This is a genomic window from Enterobacter sp. BIDMC 30 (assembly GCF_000534355.1).
In the GTDB taxonomy this organism is placed as follows: domain Bacteria; phylum Pseudomonadota; class Gammaproteobacteria; order Enterobacterales; family Enterobacteriaceae; genus Enterobacter; species Enterobacter ludwigii.
The window spans coordinates 614,752-632,927 of record NZ_KI973169.1; the positions used below are offsets into that span (position 1 = coordinate 614,752).

Annotated in this window: 13 protein-coding genes; 4 read left to right on the forward strand and 9 right to left on the reverse strand. The window is 56.2% G+C overall.

From position 1 onward, the window contains the following. Positions 1 to 68: 68 nt before the first annotated feature. The gene (gene malT, locus L466_RS19345) at positions 69 to 2,774 is read right to left on the reverse strand and encodes an HTH-type transcriptional regulator MalT (RefSeq protein ID WP_032679122.1); all 2,706 of its coding nucleotides are present in this window, start codon (positions 2,772 to 2,774) and stop codon (positions 69 to 71) included. A 585-nt stretch (positions 2,775 to 3,359) separates the two neighbouring features. Here malT and malP point away from each other — a divergent pair. Together malP and malQ are read left to right on the forward strand one after the other, a co-directional pair. After that, complete coding sequence (gene malP / locus L466_RS19340; RefSeq protein WP_032680138.1) at positions 3,360 to 5,753, forward strand: maltodextrin phosphorylase; 2,394 nt, start codon at positions 3,360 to 3,362, stop codon at positions 5,751 to 5,753. A 9-nt stretch (positions 5,754 to 5,762) separates the two neighbouring features. Beyond that, positions 5,763 to 7,844 carry a 4-alpha-glucanotransferase gene (gene malQ / locus L466_RS19335; protein ID WP_025202852.1) on the forward strand — a complete coding sequence of 694 codons (2,082 nt, stop codon included), beginning with the start codon at positions 5,763 to 5,765 and terminating at the stop codon, positions 7,842 to 7,844. A 52-nt stretch (positions 7,845 to 7,896) separates the two neighbouring features. Here the strand turns inward: malQ and gntT are convergent, their stop codons facing one another. The 3 genes from gntT to gntX form a co-directional block, all read right to left on the reverse strand. Further along, positions 7,897 to 9,213 (reverse strand): gluconate transporter, encoded by a 1,317-nt coding sequence (gene gntT / locus L466_RS19330; RefSeq protein ID WP_014171973.1) that lies wholly within the window; start codon positions 9,211 to 9,213, stop codon positions 7,897 to 7,899. Between the two features lie 307 nt (positions 9,214 to 9,520). Next, complete coding sequence (nfuA, locus tag L466_RS19325) at positions 9,521 to 10,096, reverse strand: Fe-S biogenesis protein NfuA (RefSeq protein ID WP_003861601.1); 576 nt, start codon at positions 10,094 to 10,096, stop codon at positions 9,521 to 9,523. Positions 10,097 to 10,157: 61 nt separating this feature from the next. After that, the gene (gene gntX, locus L466_RS19320; RefSeq protein ID WP_032680139.1) at positions 10,158 to 10,841 is read right to left on the reverse strand and encodes a DNA utilization protein GntX; all 684 of its coding nucleotides are present in this window, start codon (positions 10,839 to 10,841) and stop codon (positions 10,158 to 10,160) included. 36 nt (positions 10,842 to 10,877) lie between these two features. Between gntX and bioH the strand changes: the two genes are divergently transcribed. Together bioH and L466_RS19310 are read left to right on the forward strand one after the other, a co-directional pair. Beyond that, positions 10,878 to 11,651 (forward strand): pimeloyl-ACP methyl ester esterase BioH, encoded by a 774-nt coding sequence (gene bioH, locus L466_RS19315; RefSeq protein ID WP_032680144.1) that lies wholly within the window; start codon positions 10,878 to 10,880, stop codon positions 11,649 to 11,651. A gap of 111 nt (positions 11,652 to 11,762) precedes the next feature. Next, entirely contained in the window at positions 11,763 to 12,032 is a 270-nt protein-coding gene (locus tag L466_RS19310) for a YdgH/BhsA/McbA-like domain containing protein (RefSeq protein ID WP_020884569.1), read from the forward strand. Between the two features lie 30 nt (positions 12,033 to 12,062). Here L466_RS19310 and feoC read toward each other — a convergent pair whose 3' ends face one another. From feoC to greB, 5 genes are all read right to left on the reverse strand, one after another. Then, positions 12,063 to 12,302: a [Fe-S]-dependent transcriptional repressor FeoC gene (gene feoC / locus L466_RS19305; protein WP_014171968.1), complete on the reverse strand. Its 240-nt coding sequence runs from the start codon at positions 12,300 to 12,302 to the stop codon at positions 12,063 to 12,065. A 10-nt stretch (positions 12,303 to 12,312) separates the two neighbouring features. Next, positions 12,313 to 14,631, reverse strand: coding sequence for a Fe(2+) transporter permease subunit FeoB (feoB, locus tag L466_RS19300; protein ID WP_014171967.1), 2,319 nt, complete (start codon positions 14,629 to 14,631; stop codon positions 12,313 to 12,315). Between the two features lie 30 nt (positions 14,632 to 14,661). After that, positions 14,662 to 14,889, reverse strand: a complete 228-nt coding sequence (gene feoA / locus L466_RS19295) for a ferrous iron transporter A (RefSeq protein ID WP_020884570.1) — start codon at positions 14,887 to 14,889, stop codon at positions 14,662 to 14,664. A gap of 292 nt (positions 14,890 to 15,181) precedes the next feature. Continuing rightward, positions 15,182 to 17,512 (reverse strand): Tex family protein, encoded by a 2,331-nt coding sequence (locus L466_RS19290; RefSeq protein ID WP_025202857.1) that lies wholly within the window; start codon positions 17,510 to 17,512, stop codon positions 15,182 to 15,184. An 88-nt stretch (positions 17,513 to 17,600) separates the two neighbouring features. After that, positions 17,601 to 18,074, reverse strand: a complete 474-nt coding sequence (greB, locus tag L466_RS19285) for a transcription elongation factor GreB (protein WP_014171964.1) — start codon at positions 18,072 to 18,074, stop codon at positions 17,601 to 17,603. Positions 18,075 to 18,176 lie beyond the last annotated feature (102 nt).

The following is an 18,176-nucleotide window of genomic DNA, read 5'->3' on the forward strand; positions in this document are numbered from 1 at the left end:
CAACCGAAGGTTGCCGTTTTTAGTTTCTGCAAAACAGGCCCGGGTGAGGGCACCCACGCGCACCAGAATTACACGCCGTACCCCATCATCTTCAGCAATTGCTGTGCATGCTGCACCGCATCCTGACGATGGGCGACGCCCAGCTTCTGATAGAGATTACGGATATGGGTTTTGATGGTGGTCGCCGCCACCGCCAGTTCACCGGCGATCTGCTCGTTGCTGTAGCCTGAGTAGATCAGCCCCAGCACCTGCCATTCGCGCTGAGTGAGCGGGCTGGTGCGGATCAGTTCCGGTACTTCTGGATGGTTCAGCAGACGTTCAACGAAGTTCTCATCAAAGTGTGCAAACTTATGGCGATGGTGCTGGTTAATCTCGCGCAGAATACGCTGGGCACGATGCTGATCCAGCTCTGGCAGCGTATTGAGTTGAATCAACTGTCGCAGCTGCTGGGCCATCACTTCACCTTCAATGACAAAGTGGCTGATAAACCCGGTGCGGTTCGCCAGCTGCAGCGCTTCCAGCAGGACGCGCTGGGCATCGTTTTTGCGGCCCGCCTGCCAGTAGAGCTGGTTCAGCAGAAGCAGGTTGCGGTTGAGATCGCTCATCAGCCGCAGGCTGCGGGCGTTTTCATTAAGCTCTTCCAGCACGATTTCGGCAGGGTCTAATTCACCAAGCAGGATCTGGACGCGGGCAATGTTGCGCCACTGGCTCTGCAGGAAGTGGTTGTTGGCAAATTCCGGTTTAGGGGTCTGACGTAACCAGTTGGCGGCGGATTTTTTGTCGCCGGTCATCTGCCAGTAAATCACCCGCACCTTATCGGCGTTGGACACCCAGTCGCTGTGGTACTGACCGTTACCGAGCAGGTTTTCCAGACGGTTAAGGTGGTTGCGGGCGTTATCGAGATCGCCACGCGCCAGCGAGCACTGAACCAACAGCGCCAGACACTGCAATTGCTGCTGTGGCTGGAAGCTGGAGAGAACGTCCACACCCTGACGGGCGCAGCTTTCCGCTTCATCCAGACGCGACCATGCCCAAAGGAGCTGTGCACGAATGCGCAGCAGGAACTCGTGCATCGGCAGCTGTTCCAGATGCTGCTCACGAATCAGCTGGAAGGCCTTTTCCTGATTTTCCCAGGCGGCCTGCAGGAACCCCTGCGCAAACAAAATTTCACTTTGCTGGATCAGGCTCCACAGCGCGTAATGCCAGACATCGTGGCGGCGGGCCATCTGTTCAGTTTGTTGCATGAGCGAAAGGGAGCGCGTCAGCTCGCCTTTGCAGTGCAGAACTTCACCGTGTACCGAGGTGGCCACAATACGGCTGTAGAAATTGGCCAGCGGCAGTTCATCCAGCGCAACCATCGCCAGGCGCTCCGCCTCTTCCGGATCACCGTCGTTAATCGCCACCTGCGCCCGCAGGGCGTTGAATTCGCCGTGCAGGGTGGCATCCATATCGCTTTCCATCTCCTGCTCGGCACGTGCCAGCAGGGTATTTACTTCACTGTAGCGATGCTGGCTCTGCATCAGCCAGGCCTGCAGCAGCACCAGGCGCGGATTCTCCAGCAGGCTCTCCCACGGCAGGGCTTTCAGTGACTCTTCAAGCAACGTCAGCTCGCTGTGGTTAAACAAGCCCCATGCGTGGTTAAGGAGGATATCGCGCAGCATGCCGGCATCACCGGCGGCAAGCGCGTGGTGAATCGCCTCGCTCGGAAAACCTTGTGCCATCCAGCTTTCGGCGGCGGCGCGATGGATTTCCGGCAGTTCCGTCGCAAGCTCCCACTGACAGCGCTGGCGCAGGAAGCTGCCAAACAGTGGGTGATAGCTGAACCACTCGCCGGGATCGTCCATTCGGGTCAGGAACAGGCCCTGGCGCTCAATCTCTTCCAGCTGCAGCTGACCGTTTTCACAGCCGGTCACGCGAACGATCAGCGCGTCGTTCATGGAACGCAGCAGAGAACTTTTGAGCAGGAAATTTCGGGTCGACGGATCAACGCTGTTCAGCACTTCGTCGACGAGATAATCAGAAAGATGGCTCGCGTTAATCCCCGCCAGGCGACGCGCAGACTGGTGCGTCGGGCTGTTATTTTGCCGGGCAGAGAGAGCAATCAGCTGCAGCGCCGTCGCCCAGCCGGCGACATCATCACACAGGCGGCTGCTTTCGGAGGCCTCAATTGGCGAGTTCAGTCGACAGTCAAAGAACTGTTTGGCTTCCTGATGGGTAAAGGCCAGCTGCTGGCTGCCGACTTCCAGCAGCTGATCGCGCACGCGCAGGTTGGCGATGCCCAGTTGCGGCAGGTTACGCGACAGCACGACCAGGGTCAGGTTTTCCGGCTGATGACGCAGGAAGAAACGCATCGATTCATGGATAACCGGGTTAGTGATGAGATGATAATCATCAATCACCACGTACAGCGGGCGATGCCATTCGGCCAGTTCGATAAACAGCTGCGAGAAAAGGGAAGACAGGCTGGCGTACTGGCGCTTTTGCACCATGACCTCACTGGCGACGCAGTGTCCGTTGGTTGCCTGCTGAATGGCGGCAATCAGATAGCTGGCAAAACGCTCTTGCTGGTTATCGCCCTCATCAAGGGAGTACCAGCCAAGGTCGCTCTTACCTGCGGCCCATTGCGAAATGAGCGTTGTTTTTCCATAACCTGCAGGGCTCGTAACCAGCGCCAGTCGGAAATTATGCGCGCCGGAAAGTTTAGCCAGCAGACGCTCGCGGACCACTGTATGGTCAAGACGAACCGGGCGACTTAATTTAGACGGAATCAACATAGTTTTCACTTCACTGTGGGGAACGAGAGAATTTATTTTTTTTGCGCTTCGTAATTAATAGCTATAAGGTCGGCCAGAAAGAGAACTATTGCAAGTTATGTCTGGGTTTTGTGGCTCTGAATTTGCACTCTGTCACAAAACATTCAGGCGAGTACCGGAACTTTTCCAGAATGGCTTTAACACCGCGTCAGCGCTGGCTTGTCCCAGTGTCACACGGTTACGCTGAAACTGGTTTCAGAAAGGTATAGTGACGTCAAATTTAATAAAGTTCGGGTAAAGTTGAGTGAGATTAATAATCCCCTTAGGTAAGGCCCCATTGCAGAAATATTATTCTGCGTAAGTAATCATTTCGGCGCGGATTAATTTCATCCGAAACTGTATTTCATTTTTTTGACATTCTCCCCGGTTATCTTTTTTTCTTCCTGGCACACTCACACTATGCTCTCAGAGTGGCCTTGATCACACTTTTATGCTCATCCCCGCTACTCCTCCCTGCCTAATCCCCTGCGGGATGAGGAAGAGGCGAAATGAGCCTGGCACACTAGCGCCAACATGTGTTTTCTCTCTACAGGATGCCAATTCCCTATGTCACAGCCTACCTTTAACAAAGCTCAATTCCAGGCTGCCCTGACGCGTCAGTGGCAGCGTTTTGGCCTTCACGCTGCAAACGAGATGACGCCTCACCAGTGGTGGCAGGCAGTGAGCGGTGCGCTCGCGGAGCAGCTGGATGCTCAACCGTTGGCAAAACCGACGAAAGACCAGCGCCACGTTAACTACATCTCAATGGAGTTCCTGATTGGCCGTCTGACAGGTAATAACCTGCTGAACCTCGGCTGGTATCAGGAGGTGGGTGATGTGCTGAAAGAGCATGACATTAACCTGACCGACTTGCTGGAAGAAGAGATTGACCCGGCGCTGGGTAACGGTGGTCTGGGACGTCTGGCGGCCTGTTTCCTTGACTCGATGGCCACCGTCGGTCAGTCGGCCATTGGCTACGGTCTGAACTACCAGTACGGCCTGTTCCGTCAGTCGTTTGCTGATGGTCATCAGATGGAAGCACCGGATGACTGGCACCGCAATACTTACCCCTGGTTCCGCCACAATGCACAGCTTGATGTTCAGGTAGGCATTGGTGGTAAAGTCACGAAGCAGGGGCTGTGGGAGCCTGCGTTTACCCTGACCGGCGAAGCCTGGGATCTGCCGGTGCTGGGCTACCATAACGGCGTGGCGCAACCGCTGCGTCTGTGGCAGGCAAAGCATGCTCATCCCTTCAACCTGACCAAATTCAACGACGGCGATTTCCTGCGTGCCGAGCAGCAGGGGATCGACGCCGAGAAACTGACCAAAGTCCTTTACCCGAACGACAACCATCTGGCGGGCAAGAAACTGCGTCTGATGCAGCAGTACTTCCAGTGTGCCTGTTCCATTGCGGATATTCTGCGTCGTCATCACCTGGCGGGCCGCAAGCTGGCGCAGCTGCCGGACTTCGAAGTGATCCAGCTTAACGATACGCACCCGACGATTGCGATTCCTGAACTGTTGCGCGTGCTGATTGACGAGCACCAGCTGGGCTGGGATGACGCGTGGGCGATCACCAGCCGTACGTTTGCCTATACCAACCACACCCTGATGCCTGAAGCGCTGGAGTGCTGGGATGAGAAGCTGGTGAAAGCCCTGCTGCCGCGTCATATGCAGATCATCAACAAGATTAACGACGCGTTTAAAAAGCAAGTGGATAAAACCTGGCCGGGCGACAAAGCGGTGTGGGCGAAGCTGGCTGTGGTACATGACAAACAGGTGCGCATGGCGAACATGTGCGTGGTGAGCGGTTTTGCGGTGAACGGTGTGGCGGCGCTGCACTCGGATCTGGTGGTGAAAGACCTGTTCCCGGAATACCACCAGCTGTGGCCGACCAAATTCCATAACGTGACCAACGGCATCACGCCGCGTCGCTGGATTAAGCAGTGCAACCCGCTGCTGGCCGGCTTGCTGGACAAAACCCTGAAGAAAGAGTGGGCCAACGATCTGGACCAGCTTATCAATCTGGAAAAGTATGCCGACGACGCGGCATTCCGCGAGCAGTACCGCGCCATTAAGCTCGAAAACAAAGTGCGTCTGGCGCATTTTGTCAAAGCGCGTACCGGGATTGAGATCAACCCGAACGCCATTTTCGATATTCAGATCAAACGTCTGCATGAGTACAAACGCCAGCACCTGAACCTGCTGCACATTCTGGCGCTGTATAAAGAGATCCGCGAGAACCCGCAGGCTGACCGCGTACCGCGCGTGTTCCTGTTTGGGGCGAAAGCCGCACCGGGCTACTACCTGGCGAAAAACATTATCCTCGCCATTAATAAAGTGGCCGCGGCCATCAATAACGATCCGAAAGTGGGTGACAAGCTGAAGGTGGTGTTCCTGCCGGACTACTGCGTCTCTGCAGCTGAGATGCTGATCCCGGCGGCGGATATCTCCGAGCAGATCTCCACGGCAGGGAAAGAAGCTTCCGGTACCGGCAACATGAAGCTGGCGCTGAACGGTGCGCTGACCGTCGGTACGCTCGACGGCGCGAACGTCGAGATCGCCGAAAAGGTGGGGGAAGAGAACATCTTTATCTTCGGCCATACCGTCGAAGAAGTGAAAGCCCTCAAGGCCAAAGGTTACGACCCGGTGAAATGGCGTAAGAAAGACAAAGTTCTTGATGCGGTTCTGAAAGAGCTGGAAAGCGGCAAGTACAGTGACGGCGATAAACATGCCTTTGACCAGATGCTGCACAGCATGGACAAACACGGCGGTGACCCGTATCTGGTCATGGCGGACTTTACGGCCTATGTGGACGCGCAAAAACAGGTCGATGTGCTGTATCGCGACCAGGAAGCGTGGACCCGGGCGTGCATTCTGAACACCGCCCGCTGCGGGATGTTCAGTTCTGACCGCTCAATCCGTGATTATCAGGCTCGTATCTGGCAGGCAAAATGCTAAGGAAGCGCGATGGAGAGTAAACGTCTGGACAGTGCCGCGCAGGCGGCGGGGATCAGCCTTAGTTACATTAATGCTCATGGCAAACCACAGTCTATTGGCGCCGACACCAAAAGACGTTTGCTGGATGCCATGCACAAGACCGACGCGAAAGCGTCGGTTGCTCCGGTGCCGAACGTGAAGGTGTTTACCGCCGGTAAAAAGATGCCGCTAACGGTAAACGGGCGCGGCGAATTTAGCTGGCTGCTCACGACCGAAGAGGGGCAACAGCACAAAGGCCACGCCACCGGTGGCAAAGCGCTTAATCTTCCGGCAAAACTGCCGGAGGGCTATCACACGTTAACCCTCACGCAGGACGACCAGCGTTTTCATTGTCGGGTGATTGTTGCGCCAAAACGCTGCTATGAGCCGCAGGCGTTGCTCGAGGGTAAAAAGCTGTGGGGGGCCTGCGTGCAGCTCTACACGCTGCGCTCTGACAGCAACTGGGGTATCGGCGATTTTGGCGACCTGAAAAAGATGCTGGCGGATGTGGGCGAGCGCGGCGGTGCGTTTATCGGCCTCAACCCCATTCATGCGCTCTATCCGGCGAACCCGGAAAGTGCCAGTCCGTACAGCCCGTCATCCCGTCGCTGGCTGAACGTGATTTACATTGACGTGAATGCCTTAGACGATTTCAAAAGCAGCAAAGAGGCGCAGGCGTGGTGGAACCTCACGACCACTCAGCAGGCGCTGAAGCAGGCGCGCGAGACGGACTGGGTAGACTATGCTACCGTCACCGCACTGAAAATGGCCGCGTTACGTCTGGCGTGGAAAGGTTTTTCGCAGCGTGATGATGAGCAGATGTCGGCTTTCCGCCAGTTTGTAGCTCAGGAAGGCGAGAGCCTTTACTGGCAGGCGGCGTTCGATGCATTGCACGCTTATCAGGTAAAAGAGGACGAAATGCGCTGGGGCTGGCCGGTATGGCCGGAAGCGTATCAATCTGTCGATACGCCCGAAGTGCAGGCGTTCTGCAAAAAATATGCTGACGAGGTGGACTTCTTCCTCTGGCTGCAGTGGCTGGCTTACAGCCAGTTTGCTGCCTGCTGGCAGGTGAGCCAGGGCTATAAAATGCCGATCGGCCTGTACCGCGATCTGGCCGTTGGCGTGGCGGAAGGCGGGGCGGAAACCTGGTGTGACCGCGAGCTTTATTGCCTGAAGGCCTCCGTGGGCGCACCGCCGGATATTCTTGGCCCCCTCGGCCAGAACTGGGGTTTGCCGCCGATGGATCCGCACGTCATGGCTGCGCGGGCTTACGAGCCGTTTATCGACCTGCTGCGCGCCAACATGCAAAACTGCGGCGCGCTGCGAATTGACCACGTGATGTCCGTCCTGCGTCTGTGGTGGATCCCTTATGGTGAAACGGCTGACCACGGCGCGTATGTACAGTATCCGGTTGACGATCTGCTCTCGATCCTGGCGCTGGAGAGTAAACGTCATCAGTGCATGGTGATCGGCGAAGATCTCGGTACCGTGCCGGTTGAGATTGTCAGTAAGCTCCGCGACAGCGGTGTTTACTCCTATAAAGTGCTCTATTTTGAAAACGACCATGAGAAAACCTTCCGCGCGCCGAAAGCGTACCCTGAACAGTCAATGGCAGTCGCGACGACGCATGACCTTCCTACGCTTCGTGGCTATTGGGAAAGCGGCGATCTGACACTCGGTAAAACGCTGGGTCTGTATCCGGATGAAGAGGTCTTACGTGGGCTGTATCAGGATCGCGAGCTGGCGAAGCAAGGGTTGCTTGATGCGTTACACAAGCATGGCTGCCTGCCGAAACGCGCCGGGCATAAGGCATCACTGATGTCGATGACGCCTACACTCAACCGCGGATTGCAGCGCTATATTGCCGACAGCAACAGTGCCCTGCTGGGTCTGCAGCCGGAAGACTGGATTGATATGGCGGAGCCGGTGAACATTCCGGGTACCAGCTATCAGTACAAGAACTGGCGTCGCAAATTGTCCATCACGCTTGAGAAGATGTTTGCCGATGACGGGGTGAACAGGCTGATTAAGGATTTGGATAAGCGCAGAAAAGCGGTGGGTAAAACGCGGTAGTCTCACAGAGAGAAGAAAGCCGGGTAAGCGCAAGCTACCCGGCTTTTTGATATCAGATAACCATGTTCAACAGCAGAACCCCGACCAGACCACACACCGAAATAATGGTTTCCAGTGCAGACCAGGACTTGATGGTTTCACCGATAGTCAGGTTGAAATATTCCTTGAACAGCCAGAAGCCCGGATCGTTCACGTGAGAGAAAATCACGCTACCGGAACCTACCGCGATAACCATCAGCTCAGGGCTCACGCCCGTCGTCGCAATCAGCGGCGCAACGATACCACCGGCGGTGATTGCTGCAACGGTTGCAGAGCCGAGCGCGATACGCAGCACCGCAGCGATAGACCACGCCATCAGCAGCGGTGACACATTGGTTTCATGCATCATGGCCGCGATGTATTTATCCACGCCGCTGTCGACCAGCACCTGCTTGAACGCACCGCCACCACCGATAATCAGCAGCATCATGGCAATGATTTTGATGGAAGAGGTCAGCGTGTCGTTAATCTGATCCATTGAACGACCACGGTTCAGGCCGAAGGTGAACATCGCAATCAGTACCGCAATCAGCGTCGCCATCACCGGGTCGCCCAGGAACTCGGCAACGGACAGGAACGGGTGGCCTTTTGGCAGGATCATTTCCGCCACGGCACGCATCGCCATCAGGATGACCGGCACCAGAGAGGTCCAGACGCTGACGCCAAAACCAGGCATCTCTTCTTCCGTGAAGGTTTTCGCGCTGTACAGACCTTCCGGGATAGGCTTATCAATCCCTTTCAGGAAGCGGGCATAAACCGGGCCGGCCAGGATCACCGTCGGGATTGCCAGAATCGTACCGAACAGCAGGGTTTTACCCATATCGGCATGGAAGATGGTGGCGATCGCGGTTGGACCCGGGTGTGGTGGCAGGAAACCGTGCGTAACGGACAGCGCGGCGGCCATCGGTACACCGACATACAGCAGTGGAATGTTCGCTGCCGCTGCGATGGTGAACACCAGTGGCAGCATCAGCACGAAGCCCACTTCATAGAACAGTGCGAAACCGACGGTAAACCCGGTTAACACGACCGCCCACTGAATATTCTTCTTACCAAATTTGGCAATCAGCGTGGTGGCAATACGCTGGGCGCCCCCACAGTCTGCCAGCATTTTGCCGAGCATAGCGCCAAAGCCCATGATCAGTGCCAGGCTACCGAGCGTGCCGCCGACACCGGCTTTAATGGAGCTGATGACTTTCACCAGCGGCATCCCTTGCATCAGACCGACTGCAAGTGCCACCAGAACCAGAGCGATAAACCCGTTCATTTTGAAACGGATCATCAAGAGCAGTAATAACACAACACCGATAGCAACGATGACTAATGGCATGATTTACCTGGCCTTTGAATTGTTATGGGTAACGTCATTGTTTCAACGACAAATTCCGATTGTCCCAACTGGGAACAGAGTGTTAACGGCACTAATACTGTTGCCTTGGAAACTATTAAGTTTAGTCGGCTGTTATGAAGGTGCTTAGTGCCCACGAGAATGATACGGGTAACATGTCGTGGTTGAGAATCACCCTGGGGGGCTAAATTTGAATTATGAGACGCAGGTCAACATATGGGGAGGCAAGGCAGGGAGGGGAAAGCAGGCCCGGTAAGCATAGCGCCACCGGGCAAAAGCAGGCGGACGCTTAGTAGTAAGAGTGCTCGCCGCGCTGGTGTTCGGTCAGATCGCGCACACCTTTCAGTTCCGGGAATTCGTTCAGCAGCTGCTTCTCGATCCCTTCTTTCAGCGTGACATCAACCATTGAACAACCGTTACAGCCGCCGCCGAACTGCAGGATCGCCAGGCCGTCTTCAGTGATTTCCATCAGGGAAACACGACCGCCGTGGCCCGCCAGCTGTGGGTTGATCTGAGACTGCAGCAGGTACTCGACGCGCTCCATCAGGGGGGCATCGTCAGACACTTTACGCATTTTGGCGTTTGGCGCTTTCAGGGTCAGCTGAGAACCCAGCTGATCGGTGACGAAGTCGATCTCCGCATCTTCAAGATACGGTGCGCTCAGCTCATCAACGTAAGCCGTGAGCTGTTCAAATTTAAGGGCAGTGTCAGTCGCTTCCACTGCGTCCGGAGGACAATAAGAGACACCACATTCTGCATTCGGAGTGCCTGGATTGATCACAAACACGCGGATCTGCGTCCCTTCTTCCTGATTTGCCAGCAGTTTGGCAAAGTGCGCTTGTGCAGAATCGGAAATACGGATCATAGCTTTGGCCTAATAGTTGACTAAATTACCTGGGTATAATCATACGCCCATTGAAGAAGGGCTACAAGGTACGGCACAGACACCATACCTGAACCGACGCGGCGCCGCTTTGCAAAAGCAGTCGGGAAAGTTCAGCAACGGTACTGCCTGTGGTGACGACATCATCCACAATCGCGATATGGAGGCCTTTGACCGGGAATTCAAGACGAAAGGCATTTTTGAGGTTCCTTTTGCGAAGCCGGGCCGTGAGCTGATGCTGGATGGCCGTGTTATGGACGCGTTTGAGCGCACGGGCGTCGTACCGGCAACCGAGCCATCGGGCGAGCGGGCGGCAGAGCAGGTCACTTTGGTTATAGCCGCGTCGCCAGTGTCGGCGACAGTATAAAGGCACGTTGACCACCATGTCGATGTTCGGCAGGCCGCGGGTGCGTCGCGCCTGTAAAACGGCCAGCAGTAACAAGCGGGCGAGGGGACGCGCCAGCACACTCTGGCCGGCAAACTTCAGCGCATGTATAAGGCCGCTTAACGGCGCAACATAATCATCCACAGCCACCAGGGCACACCACGGCGGCGCTTTTTTCAGGCAGCGGCCGCAGGGAACGTCTCGCCCAGTGGCCGCTAGCCCACACTGCGGACACGTCATCGCCTGCCTTTTCAGCGAGCGGGTGCAAACGGAGCAGACGCCCCATGCGCTGAGGGCAAGCGGCATCCGGCATAGCCAGCACAAGCCAGGCACTGTTAACATGTTCAACCTCCATGTGAAAAAAGAGAACAGTAACTGATGAAGACGCTGTGGTGGCAGACCGTAGGGACGGGAAATTGCCATCTTGTGCTGCTGCACGGATGGGGCCTGAATGCCGAAGTATGGAATTGCATAACCGGGGAACTCGCCTCGCAATTTACCCTGCATCTGGTGGATTTACCGGGCTTTGGCCGCAGCCGCGGCTTTGGGGCAATGTCGGTCGAGGAGATGGCGCAGCAGGTTCTGGACGCTGCGCCGCAACACGCCATCTGGCTGGGCTGGAGCCTGGGTGGGCTGGTGGCGAGCCAGATTGCGTTGACCCATCCCGAGCGCGTGCGTGCGCTGGTCACGGTCGCCTCGTCACCGTGCTTCAGTGCAAAGGACGACTGGCCGGGCATAAAACCGGATGTGCTGGCCGGGTTCCAGAAACAGTTGAGCGAAGACTTCCAGCGGACCGTTGAGCGTTTCCTGGCCCTGCAGACAATGGGAACCGACACCGCGCGTCAGGATGCCAGAGTGCTGAAGCAGACCGTGCTTTCCCTGCCGATGCCGGACGTTGAGGTGCTTAACGGGGGGCTTGAGATCCTCAAAACTGTCGATTTGCGTGAGCCGCTGGCCGCGCTGGCGATGCCGCACCTGCGTATCTACGGCTACCTCGACGGGCTGGTGCCGCGCAAAGTGGTTCCAGTGCTGGATTCACTCTGGCCACAAAGTGAGTCTCTGGTGATAAACAAAGCCGCGCATGCGCCGTTTATCTCTCATCCGGCGGAGTTTTGTTCAGCGCTCGTTGCGTTAAGTCAACGTTTAGACTGATTATTTTCTATCCAGCCTGGAAAAAGTTTCACACCGCAACCATACTCCAGATGTCGTTGCGGTTGTTCTGCCTACGATAATCAAAACAACAATCCTATGGAGAGTCAGGCTATGAAACTTGTTACAGGTATCGTCACTTCTCTGGTTATTGGGTCACTTTCATTTGGCGCCTTTGCGGCACAAGAGCTGGAAAAAGATAAAGTTGCCGGGATGAATCTGACCAAAGTTGGTGAGATTTCTACGTCTGACACGACCGCGCCGATGGACGCCAAAAGAGAGCTGTCTAAGAAAGCGGATGAGCTGGGTGGGAAGTACTACGTCGTCACCAGTGCCGAAAAACAGACCAAAAACGTGCGCGCAACGGCGGACGTCTATAAGTAATACGATAATGCCGGGCAGCGATGCCCGGCTTTATGCGCGCAGTGCCCACCACTCTCTGAGGCAGGCTTTTCCTTCCGGGCAGCTTTTACAACTGCCGGACAGGCAGCCCTCCGCCTCTTCCTGAATACGCACCGCTTTTCCCATGGCTTCCAGTCTTTCCAGCATGGCATCGATCATCGGCTGCGGGGTATGCAGGGTGAGGCTCAGCTGTTTCGCCTCCATTCGCCCTTGTAACGCCAGCAGGTCACGTACCTGAATCAACGATGCCATGGCTTACCCCTTAGTGACAGTCGCCCGCCGGGCTGTTGCAGCAGGTGGCAGCCGTTTTGCGGTTTGCCAGCAGGTTGATATCAACCCGGCTGCGTGCCCGGCGTAGCAGGCCGAGAACGAGCACGTTAAAGAGCACAACCGCCAGGATGCACACCAGGCTATACCGCGGGTGCTGGCTAAAGTTAACGGTCTGATAAAAGAGCGTCGCCAGCGAGTAAGCGATGTTGAGCCCCCACAGAATGGAGAAACCCATCCAGCCACGGCTGGACTCGCGGGCAATCGCGCCCATGACGGAGATGCACGGAATATAGAGCAGAACAAAGATGAGGTAGCTGTAGGCCGCAGAGGCGCTGCCAAATTTCTCGCTCATCACGCCCATGGCACCCGTTGCCATTTCGCCGTCACCTTTACTGGCCTCGATAGGGTTCGCCAGCACGCTCAGGCTGAAGGTGTCTTTCAGGCTCTGCCATGTCTCTTCGACGGCGCCCAGCAGTTCGTTACCGAGATGAAACTCTGCCGGATTGAACGCTTGCTCCTGGATGTTCTCCGCGGTGTAGAGCGTATTCAGGGTCCCGACGACCACCTCTTTCGCCATCGCACCGGTGAACAGACCGACGGTCGCCTGCCAGTTATCGTCATGGACGCCAATCGGTTTGAAGACCGGGGTTATGACGCGGCTGACGGAGGCGAGGGCGGAGTCGTTGATGTTATCCGCAGCCTGTCCGCTCAGGGTGAAGCTGTTCAGCGCGCTCAGGAAAATACTCACGATAACAATCACTTTACCGGCACGCAGGACGAAGCCTTTCAGGCGCTGCCAGGTCTGGATCACCAGGCTTTTAAGATGGGGGACGTGGTAGACCGGCAGTTCCATTACGAACGGCGACGCTTCGCCGCGCATGATGGTGTGTTTCAGCATCAGCCCCGTGAGAATGGCCATGACGATACCCAGCACGTACAGCGAGAAGACCGCCAGCGCCCCCTGCTGCCCAAAGAAGGCCGCGGCAAAGACCGCGAAGATAGCCAGTCGCGCACCGCAGGACATAAACGGTGCCATCATAATGGTCATCAGACGTTCACGCGGTGCATCCAGCGTACGGGCACCCATAACCGAGGGCACGTTACAGCCGAAGCCAACGATCAGCGGCACGAAGGATTTGCCCGGCAGACCGAGCGCCTGCATCAGGCGATCCATGACGAAGGCGGCGCGCGCCATGTAACCGGAATCCTCAAGGAAGGAGAGGAACAGATACATCATGCCAATTTGCGGCACCAGAGGCAGTACGGTGTTGATACCACCGCCAATCCCCTGGGCAAGGAAGATGGTCAGCCATTCCGGGAAATGCAGGGTGTAACCCACCCACTGAATGCCATGAACAAAGATAGCAACGGAACCGGCATCGAAAATCGGCTGGAGTGCGCCACCAATGTTAATGGCGAGCAAGAACATCAGGTACATCACCAGCAAGAAGACCGGCAAACCGAGGAAGCGGTTAAGCACAACCTTATCCACGGCCGCGGTGAAGCGGCTCGGTTCCGCCGTCAGGGCGTTACTGACCACGTCGCAAATCGCGGCGATGGCCTGATAGCGAGCATCAGCGATATGCAGGGCCGGGTCATCCAGCTCGTCGCTCAGACGGGCGAGGACCACGTCCAGTTTATCTGCCGCATGACCAGCATAGGCGCGGCTGTAGATATCCCCTTCCAGCATTTGCAGGCCGAGCCACAGGCGCTGTTTCGCGGGCATGCTTTTGTCCATCTCTTGCGCCAGCAGATCCGCTTCGCGCAGGAGCGGCTGGGCGTAGTGCACCAGCTCAACGTTACGATTTCCCGCGTGGCGATCGATAGCCAGTTTCAGGGCATCAATACCGCGGGCGCGCGTCGACACCAGCGGAACGACCGGGCACCCCAGCCGTGCGGAGAGGGCATCGACGTCGATACGCAGTTTCTGTTTCTCTGCAATGTCGAGCATGTTGAGCGCCACGATGCAGGGAATGCCCAGCTCCAGCAGCTGCAGCGTCAGGTAGAGGTTACGCTCAAGGTTTGAGGCATCAACCACGTTGATGAGCAGATCCGCGTCGCCGCTAAGAATATAGTGGCAGGCAATCTGCTCATCGAGCGAAGTTTGCGAGGAGATCGTGGTTAAGGAGTACGTGCCGGGTAGGTCAACCAGCGTGACCTGGTGATCTGTTGTTGAGAACAGGCCTTCTTTACGTTCAACCGTTACGCCAGCCCAGTTACCGACGCGCTGGCGCGCACCCGTGAGCTGGTTAAATAGCGTTGTCTTGCCGGAATTAGGATTGCCAATTAAGCCAATAGTTAATTTTTTCATTTTTCTGGACTCACTGAAACCGCTGGCTTGTTATCGGGATAAGGCTTCGACTTCTATTAATGCGAGATCTTTTTTACGCAATACCAGATTTACGCGTCGGGTTTCGATATGCACCGGATCACCTAACGGGGCGACGCGCACGACCTGAAATGACGAGCCGGGCAGCATGCCCAGCGACAGCAGCTTTTGTCGGTAGGCCGGGCTAATTTCGTGGGTAAAACCGGTAATTTTCCATGCACTGTCTGGAGTGAATTGCATAATGCCTGATTCCACGAGAGGTTAAAATATCTACTATGGGATGATAATGAGAATAGTTTTTATCAGCAATAATAAAACTGTGACGGAATGTTGTTTGCGGTATTAATTTACGGCCTGTTTGACCTTGCTCAATATTTACTGATTCTGCGGCAGGGAGAGGAAAGGCTTATATGTTAATAGTGTGATCACTGATGGTTGAAATATAGATATACAACCGGTTTCATATTTTACAATTAATTTCGGCGGGATATCGGCCCGGTGAGTGACGCATCACCGGGCCTTTTTTATGCGGTTAGCGTTTCTTACCCATTGCTGCCGCCAGCGCATCCATCATGGCGCTGTTGCCCGCAGGCTGGGCGTCACGTCCGCGTGGCTTCGCCGCTTTTGCGGCCGGGCGCTGCTGCTCGCGTCCGCCGCCGTTACTGCCGCGGCGCGCGTTGGTTTCACCTGGCTGCTCGTCCAGACGCATCGTCAGGGCGATACGCTTACGCTGCAGATCCACTTCCATCACCTTCACCTTCACGATGTCGCCCGCTTTGACCACGGTATGCGGATCTTCAACGAATTTATCGGCAAGGGAAGAGATGTGGACCAGACCGTCCTGGTGCACGCCGATATCGACAAACGCGCCAAAGTTGGTGACGTTAGTGACAGCCCCTTCGAGTACCATGCCTGGAAGCAGGTCATTCATGGTTTCAACGCCGTCGGCGAAGGTCGCGGTTTTAAACTCAGGACGCGGATCGCGGCCCGGTTTTTCCAGCTCTTTGATGATGTCCGTGACCGTCGGCACCCCGAACTGCTCGTCGGTAAAATCGACCGCCTTCAGGTTACGCAGCGCGCTGCTGTCGCCCATCAGGTCTTTCAGCGCCTGCTGGGTTGCGGCCAGAATGCGTTCCACTACCGGGTACGCTTCCGGGTGAACGGTTGAGGCATCCAGCGGGTTATCGCCGTGGTTGATGCGCAGGAAGCCCGCGCACTGCTCAAACGCTTTTGGCCCCAGACGGCTCACCTTCAGCAACTGCTGGCGGTTCTGGAACTGGCCGTTCTCATCACGCCAGGCAACGATGTTTTGCGCCATCATGCGGGTTAAGCCCGCCACGCGGGTCAGCAGGGGAACAGAGGCCGTGTTCAGGTCAACGCCGACGGCGTTTACGCAGTCTTCCACGACCGCATCCAGCTTACGGGCCAGCTGAGTCTGGCTCACGTCATGCTGATACTGGCCGACGCCGATGGATTTCGGGTCGATCTTAACCAGCTCCGCCAGCGGATCCTGCAGACGACGGGCGATAGAAACCGCACCGCGCAGGGAAACGTCCAGGTCCGGGAACTCCAGGGCGGCCAGTTCAGACGCCGAATAGACGGAAGCGCCCGCCTCGCTGACAATCACTTTCTGTGCGGTGACTTTCGGGAACTGTTTCTGCACATCGAGGTAGAAACGCTCGGTTTCACGGGAGGCCGTACCGTTGCCGATGGCCACTAGCTCCACGTTGTATTTCTCGCACAGCGCCGCAACCACGACGGCAGCCTTCGCCGCCTGGCCGGTATGCGGATAAATGGTGTCGGTAGCCACCAGCTTGCCGGTACCGTCAACCACGGCCACTTTTACGCCGGTACGCAGACCCGGATCGAGTCCCATGGTGGCGCGCAGGCCGGCAGGTGCGGCCATCAGCAGGTCGTGCAGGTTACGGGCGAAGACGTTGATTGCTTCGTCTTCGGCGCGTTCACGCACGGTGCCCATCAGTTCGGTTTCGAGGTGCATTAGTACCTTGATGCGCCACGTCCAGCTCACCACGCCTTTGCGCCAGCTGTCTGCCGGCGCGTTGTTCAGGCGCAGGCCGAGGTGGTCGATAATGATCTGCTCGCAGTGGCTCTCTTTTGGTGGCTCGTCAAACTGTGGGTCGGCATTCAGGGAGAGCTGGAGCACGCCTTCGTTGCGGCCGCGGAACATCGCCAGCGCGCGGTGTGAAGGGGTGGTAGAGATGGGTTCGTGATGATCGAAATAATCGCGGAACTTGGCGCCTTCTTCCTCTTTCCCGCTGACCACGGTAGAGACAATGTGGGCGTTTTTCCACAGATAGTCACGCACTTTCGCGAGCAGAGCGGCATCTTCGGAGAAACGCTCCATCAGAATATAGCGCGCGCCGTCGAGTGCGGCTTTGGTGTCTGCGACCCCTTTATCGGCATCGATAAACTTCGCGGCTTCGGTTTCCGGGTCGTGGGACGGTTCGTTCCACAGCAGTTCGGCCAGCGGCTCCAGGCCTGCCTCAATGGCAATCTGTCCACGGGTGCGGCGCTTCGGTTTGTACGGCAGATAAAGGTCTTCGAGTTCGGTTTTGCTCAGGGTGCCGTTGATTGCGGTTTCCAGCTCGCTGGTCAGTTTTCCCTGTTCGCCGATGGATTTGAGGATCGCCTGACGACGGTCTTCCAGTTCACGCAGGTAACCGAGACGGGTCTCCAGGTTACGCAGCTGCGTGTCATCCAGACCGCCGGTGACTTCCTTACGATAACGTGCAATAAACGGCACGGTGTTCCCTTCATCAAGCAGGCGAACGGCAGCTTCTACCTGTTCGGCTCTGGCCTGAAGTTCACCCGCAATAATGCGGCAGAGCGAATCTTTCATCATGGCTTTATCATCTGTTGAGTCGAAAAAATCAGGGGATAGTTATACGGGCTGACACGGCAAAATGCCAGCCGCGGAGGGCGCTCTCGGACTATTTAACGTACGTAATTTCGTTGACGTACCAGCTGGCTTCGCCGCCAGGGGTCTGCACGACGGCCAAATCGCCCACTTCCTTTTTCAGCAGCGCACGGGCCATTGGTGAGTCGATAGAGATGTAATCCTTACGACCAAAAATTTCGTCATAGCCGACGATACGAAAACGCAGGGTGTCGCCATCGTCGTTCTCAATCTCGACCCACGCGCCGAAAAACACTTTGCCTTCCTGCTGTGGGGAGTAATCCACTATTTTGAGGTTCTCAAGGCATTTGGTCAGATAGCGGACCCGGCGGTCGATTTCACGTAACCGTTTTTTGTTGTACTGGTAGTCAGCATTTTCACTGCGATCGCCCAGGCTTGCGGCCCAGGTCACTTTCTTGGTCACTTCAGGACGCTCTTCGCGCCACAGGTAATCCATCTCTTTTTTGAGTTTCTCATACCCTTCGCGGGTGATCAGGGGCGTTTTCATGGGGTGACCTTAAGACTCGACATCATTGCATTCTTTGCGCACATTACGTATCACGTAGTCTAACAGACAACGTTAATAATGATTTATGTGATGAAATGTGCA